This is a genomic window from Actinoplanes sp. NPDC024001, assembly GCF_040638955.1.
Taxonomy (GTDB): domain Bacteria; phylum Actinomycetota; class Actinomycetes; order Mycobacteriales; family Micromonosporaceae; genus Actinoplanes.
In genome coordinates this window covers 1-4,859 of the sequence record NZ_JBEZZB010000313.1, presented here as the reverse complement: position 1 = coordinate 4,859, position 4,859 = coordinate 1, and the positions used below count along the sequence as shown (strand labels likewise).

At 75.5% G+C, this 4,859-nt stretch carries 4 protein-coding genes and 1 pseudogene; all 5 read left to right on the top strand.

Features of this window, described 5'->3' with window-relative positions:
- Window positions 1-106 precede the first annotated feature (106 nt).
- Window positions 107-424: a helix-turn-helix transcriptional regulator gene (locus AB0F81_RS50375; protein WP_360211453.1), complete on the top strand. Its 318-nt coding sequence runs from the start codon at window positions 107-109 to the stop codon at window positions 422-424.
- An 85-nt stretch (window positions 425-509) separates the two neighbouring features.
- On the top strand, window positions 510-680 hold the full coding sequence (locus AB0F81_RS50370) for a thiazolylpeptide-type bacteriocin (RefSeq protein WP_360211451.1): 171 nt from the start codon (window positions 510-512) through the stop codon (window positions 678-680).
- Between the two features lie 77 nt (window positions 681-757).
- Complete coding sequence (locus tag AB0F81_RS50365; RefSeq protein ID WP_360211449.1) at window positions 758-3,370, top strand: lantibiotic dehydratase; 2,613 nt, start codon at window positions 758-760, stop codon at window positions 3,368-3,370.
- Window positions 3,367-4,467, top strand: coding sequence for a hypothetical protein (locus AB0F81_RS50360; RefSeq protein WP_360211447.1), 1,101 nt, complete (start codon window positions 3,367-3,369; stop codon window positions 4,465-4,467). Before AB0F81_RS50365 ends, AB0F81_RS50360 begins: the two co-directional genes overlap by 4 nt.
- Window positions 4,464-4,859 (top strand): annotated as a pseudogene (locus AB0F81_RS50355) (hypothetical protein); the annotation flags it as partial. The gene AB0F81_RS50360 and the pseudogene AB0F81_RS50355, both read left to right, overlap by 4 nt.

Genomic DNA, 4,859 nt, shown 5'->3' with positions numbered 1-4,859 from the left:
GTGCGCATTTCTGCCGCAGGTGTCGGATCTTGCCCACGATGTCGACGTGGGTGGCGTTCGGATCGGCGAGCAGATACCGCCGTGAGAGCCGGATTACCTGCCGCGGGTGCCCCGGGGCCCGCGCCCGGCGACGGCCGCCAACCCGGCCGGCCTCACCGTGCGGCAGGTGGAGGTGCTGGGCCTGCTCGCCGGCGGACTGAGCAACGCGCAGATCGCCGACCGGCTGACCCTGTCGGTGCGCACGGTCGAGCACCACGTGGCCGCGGTACTCGCCAAGCTGGCCGTCGGCTCCCGGCGCGCCGCCGCGGCGGCCGCCCGGCGGCTCGGGGTGGCCGCCGAAGTTGGGTGGCCCGGCACACCAACGTGGGAGGCCACTACCGATTCCGGGGCGGTCGCCGGCGGCGAGAGTGGACTCGGCGGTTGACCGATGCGGGGCCCAGCACCGGAGCAGCCGCCCGGGCGGTCCGACGACCGTTCGCGAACCACCATCGGACAGGAAGGTCCACACCATGAAGGACACCAAGCTCGATCTGGTCGAGCTCCATCTGCTCGAGCTCGACGACCTGGAACTGGACGAGATCGACGTGACGTCGCTGCGGGACACCGTGGCGCTGCCGGAGACGGCCGCCTCCTGCACTGGCTCGATCACCAGCAACGGTTCCTGCTCCAAGCCGACCTGATCGGCGTTCCCCAGGTGGCCCGGTTCGTCCTCGCCGGACCGGGCCACCGCCCTTTCCCTGCTTCAGGAGGTAGCGCGATGACCCTCTCCGCCGGCGCCGCCGTGGACCCGGGAACGATCCCGGCCGTGGTCGCGCCGTACGCCCTGGTGCGGTTGTCCGCGTTGCCGTACCCGCGCCCCGGCGTGGCCGCGCGGCAGTACGGCCGGCTGTTCGCCACGGCGGTCGCCTGCGAACGCGACCTGATCGCGCTGGCCGAGCCGCTCGCCGCGGAGCTGTACACCAGCCGCGCGGACCACCCCGCGGACTTCCACCGCGCGGTGGTGCTGCCGTTGCGCCGCGACGTGCACAACCGGCGCGCCCCCACCGCGGCCACCCGCCGCGCGCTCGGCGACCTGCCGGCCCGGATCCCGCTGCTCAACGCCTGGCTGCGGGTCGTGGACGAACGCCACCGGGTGCACGACGAACTGGCCGCCGCCGCCGGGCCGGCGCTGACCGACTACCGGGCCGCGAACGCCGTGATCTGCGCCGACGAGTGGGTCCGCCGGGCCGCCGCGCTGTCCAGTCCCGCGCTGCTGGCCGGGTTGGAGCGGGCTGCCGCGCACGGCGGCACCGTCGACGCCCGGGGCCGCAAGGCCGACCCCAAGATCCTTCGGTACGCGCTGCGCGCCACCACCAAGACGAGCCCCTGGTCCTGGTTCACCCCGGTCGGGTGGGGCCGGTGGCAACCCGGTGGGAGCGGGCCGCACGGCCTGGAACCCACGGCGGTCAGTCTGCCCAACCACGCCCTGATCACGTCGTTGTTGCGGGGGCTGCTCGCCATGCCTCGGTACCGGCGTGACCTCGCGCACCGGCTCGCGCCGGCGTTGACGGTCGCCGGCGGGCAGGTCCAGTTCCAGCGCGACGAGGTCGTCGGCGAGGTTCTGTACAGCATGTACGCCCAGCGTCAGGTGCGGTTGCCGCGTACCACGGCTCTCGACGTGGTGATTGCCGAGCTGCGGCGGGCCGGACCGGCCGGGCGTACCGTGGAGCAACTCGCCGCGGCGCTCGCGGCCCGGCTGCCCGCCGGATCCGGTGACGCGGCCGCGCTGCGCTATGTCGAGCGGCTGGCCGATGAGTGCCTGCTGCTGCCGATCCCGCCGGTCGACCCGCAGACGCCCGACCCGCTGCCCGCCCTGGCCGGCTGGCTGGCCGGGCACGGCGACGCGGAGCTGGCCGCGACGCTGAGCCGGGCCGGCGCCGACACCCGCCGGTTCGGTGCGCTGAGCGCCGTCGAACGTCCACCGGTCCTGCGCCGGCTGACCGGGCAGTGGCAGCGGGCGTTCGCCGCGATCGGGCAGCCGATGCCGTCCGTGCCGGCGGTCCGCGAGGACGTCGTCCTACCCGGTCTCTCCGGCCTGGGCCGCAGCGCCGGCGCGGACTGCCGCGCCGACCTGAGCCGGGTGGCGCCGCTGGCCGAACTCTTCGACGACGCCGTCGTCATGCGGGCATTGCTGCGCCGCCGGCTGCTGGAGCGGGCCGGGCCGGGCGGCCGCTGCCGGCTTGCCGAGCTGATGGCCGACGCCGCGCAGATCTGGTCCGCGGCCGCCGCGATCACGCCCGACGGCACCGTCCTCGACGCGACCGACAGCATCCCCGCGGAGGTCGCCGAAGTGGCAGACCTGCGCCGGCAGATCACGGCGGCCGCCCGTGCCTGCCCGCAGCGCGGCGACGAGGCGGAGCTGACCGGCGACCTGATCGACGAGGCGGCCGCCGCGCTGCCGCACTGGCTGGCCCGGCGCCCCGCCTCGTACTCCTGGTTCGTGCAGCCGTTCCGTGACGGCACCCGGACCGGGTGGTGCGTCAACACCGTGGGCGACGGGTGGGGCCGGTACACCAGCCGCTTCCTCGGCATGCTCGGGCCGCAGCCGCGCGCGGCCGTTGCGGCGCAGCTGACGGCCATGTTCCCTGGTGGGCGGCTCGCCCAGTTCCGGCCGGTGTCCGGCTTCAACGCCAATCTGCACCCCCGCCTGACCGGCGACGAGATCGGGGAGGACCCGGCGTGGGCCACGCTCGCCCTCGACGAGGTGGAGGTCGTGCACGATCAGGCGGACGACGTGGTGCGGCTGCGGATCATCGCCACCGGCGAACGGCTCGACGTGCTCTATCTCGGCTTCCTGATGCGGCCGATCCTGCCGGACCGGGTGGCACCGCTGATCCTTGATCTGGGCGGAGCCGGCGCCGAGCTGAGCCATCTGGCGCCGGCCGGCCCGGCGCCGGCCGCCGGGTTCGCGGTCGAGCGGAGCCGCCGGTTGCGGTACCGGTCGCTGGTGCTGTCGCGTGCCTGCTGGACGCTGCCGCCACCGGCCGTCGCCGCACTCGTCGACGCCCTGCGCGCCGGCGGCGACGTGCCGTACGCCGCCGCGGCCCGCTGGGCGGCCGACCTCGGCCTTCCGGAGTCCGTGTTCGTGTCCGGCCGCCCGTTCTCGTTCGCCGACCCGGAATCGGTGCACGCCTACATCACCGACCCGAAGCCGCAGTTCGTGGACTGGGGCAGCGCTCTGCACCTGCGCTGCCTGGCACGGCTGCTCAGTGAGCACAGCGGGCTGGTACGGCTGACCGAGGCGTTGCCCGTCCCGGGGGAGGGACCGCTCGGCCGGCACGCGACGGAGCTCATCGTCGAGACGTACCGGGCGAAAGGAGGCCCTCGATGATCCGGCGGGATGTCGTCGTCTACTACCACGACCCGGTGAAGGCGCCGCTGCTGCGCGAAGCGGTCCTGCCGGCGCTGGACGCGGTGCCGCCCGGCGTGGCCGCGCACCTGGAGCGCGGCTGGCTGCACGGGCCGCACATCCGGATCTGCCTGGCCGGGCCGGACGACCCGGTCCCGGCGACGGCCGCCGGGATCGCCGCCGCGGTGCGCTCCCACCTGGATGTCCGGCCGTCGCGGGTGCATCTCTCGCACGCCGAACTGCTGGCGGCGTCGACCGCCGCCGGGCGTGCGGAGTTGGTGCCCCCGCCGTACGAGCCGTTCGTGGCGGACAACTCGGTGCTGGTACGCGAGCCGGACCCGGCCGCCGTGGCCCGCGTGCCCGGTGGGGCCCGCACCGCGGCGGTGCGTGCCGCGGTGCTGCACGCCGGCCTCCCCGCGCTGTCGGCGACCCTGGCCGAGACCGGGTTGCACGGCGACACCGGCGGAGCGCGGGTCCGCGCGGTGATCGTGGCGCTGACCGCGCACGCCGGGGCCGGGCCCTGGCGGTTGCGCGGAAACTACCTCTCCTACCAGTCGCATCTGGAGCTGCACCTGCACCACCACGACCGCAGCGGGCGCACCCGGGCGGCGTACGACGAGATCTGGCGGCGGCACGGCGACGCCGTCACCGCCCTGGTGCGGCGCAGCGCGGCGGCCGGCGGCCGGCAGCCGCTCAGCGCCGCCTGGTACGGGTGGGGCGCCGCGGCACGGGAGACGGCGGCGGCGGCGTACGACCACGGGGTGCTGCGTTCGGCGACCCCGCGGGACCGGGCCCTGCGGTTGGACGCGTTCGGCGACCCGGCGCTGGTGGCCGCGTACGCCCGGAACGGCCGCAGCCCGTTTCACCGGATCGCCGGGGAGAGGCAGCGGGACCCGGCCGAGCAGCGGCTGTTCGAGATCGAACGGTTCTGCAACAACATGCTGTACCTGCTGCTGGCGGTCGTCGACGTCACCCCCGCCGAGCGTTACCTGGCGGCGAGCATGGTCTGTGCCGCGGCGCAGCGGCTCACCGGCCGCAGCTGGCGGGACGCGGTCGTGGACCGGGCGGGGGCGTCGTGACGGCCGCCGGGGCGGTATTGCGCCTGCGTCCCTCGGTGCGGGCCTCGCCCACCGCGGACGGCGTCTACGTGCGTGGCTGGTCGGCTGCGTTCAGCGTCAGCGGGGGACCGGGGCTCTGGCTGCTGTGGCGGCGGCTGGAACCGGCGTTACGGCGCGGGGTGGCACCCGAGCGGCTCGCCGCGGCCACGGCCCGGCCCGCCGTGGCGGATGCCGTCCAGCGGCTCCTCGGCGCGTTGGCGCACCACGACATGACGGTGACGGCACCCGCCGGATGGCGCAGTGGTGACGGTGAACCGCCCGGTCCGGTCGCGGACTGGCTGGAGCAGCTCGCCGCGGATCCGGCGCGGGCTTGGCGCCGGCTGGCGGGCACCGTCGTGATACCACCGCATGCC

What these genes read in the sequence shown, in the direction of transcription:
- AB0F81_RS50365 (WP_360211449.1), top strand. Translation starts at nt 758, where the DNA reads ATGACCCTCTCCGCCGGCGCCGCCGTGGACCCGGGAACGATCCCGGCC.
- AB0F81_RS50360 (WP_360211447.1), top strand. Translation starts at nt 3,367, where the DNA reads ATGATCCGGCGGGATGTCGTCGTCTACTACCACGACCCGGTGAAGGCG.
- AB0F81_RS50370 (WP_360211451.1), top strand. Translation starts at nt 510, where the DNA reads ATGAAGGACACCAAGCTCGATCTGGTCGAGCTCCATCTGCTCGAGCTC.